Here is a 780-nt window from a genome sequence, read left to right as displayed (position 1 = left end):
TCGCCTACGCCACCGCCGTGGCGACCACCCAGCTCAACACCCGCGCCCGCCGCTGGATCTGGGGCCGTCCAGCTCCCTACCCTCGTCAACGCCGACGCCGTTTTACCTACCTGCTTTGAGGAACGTCGCACTAAGGCGACCTTCGGTGATCTGGTCCGCGGGCTGCTGGCCGATGTGCCGCGCAAGAAGTCCTGGCAGCTGACCGACCATTTCGGTCACCCGACCGCCAACTCGATCGAGTGGCTGCTGTCGCGGGCTGCGCCGATTCGGTGTGGTCGCGAAAGCCTGCGCGACCACACCGATTGCCGCCTCCACCTTCGCCGAGGCATGGGCCACGCCACTACGTGAGTGGTCGTCTCGCGAGTCCTAGGGGTTCACCTAAGAACCGTCGGCACTACCACTCGCGGTTGTCGAGCACCGCATTGTTGGAGGTGGTGCCACCACCGCCGGTAATACGCACGCTGTTGGCCGCGCTGGGAGAAGCGGTGACGGCGCTGAGAGCGGCGGCGATTGCTCCGGCGGCGACCAGTGTGCTGATGAGGCGTCGCATGGCTTCCTTCCAAGGATTGGAGATACGGCTATCAGGATGGCATTCGTGATAGAGCCTCACCAGTCGGCTATGCGCCCATTTTCCCTGTTTTCCTGCCAATAAATGTGAACGCTCTGTGCGAATACCGGTGGTCTGTTGGATCAAGCCCTGTGTCGGGTATCACCTGATTAATGCTCATTCGAGCGTTTCGGGGGTGGGTGATGACCGCTCGTCTGCCGTGCCCGGCGGCA

The 780-nt window shown here is 63.1% G+C and carries 1 protein-coding gene and 1 pseudogene; one reads left to right on the top strand and one right to left on the bottom strand.

The genetic code is table 11. The annotated features are described in order from the left end of the window. Positions 1 to 132: 132 nt before the first annotated feature. Positions 133 to 258: pseudogene (locus ACSDR0_RS50885) on the top strand (IS701 family transposase); the annotation flags it as partial. A gap of 136 nt (positions 259 to 394) precedes the next feature. Here the strand turns inward: ACSDR0_RS50885 and ACSDR0_RS50880 are convergent. After that, positions 395 to 694 carry a hypothetical protein gene (locus ACSDR0_RS50880; protein ID WP_435296182.1) on the bottom strand — a complete coding sequence of 100 codons (300 nt, stop codon included), beginning with the start codon at positions 692 to 694 and terminating at the stop codon, positions 395 to 397. Positions 695 to 780 lie beyond the last annotated feature (86 nt).

It is taken from the genome of Streptosporangium sp. G11 (assembly GCF_051192615.1).
GTDB lineage: Bacteria > Actinomycetota > Actinomycetes > Streptosporangiales > Streptosporangiaceae > Streptosporangium.
Note: the sequence above shows the minus strand (reverse complement) of the source record. Positions and strands in the feature narration are given on the sequence as shown.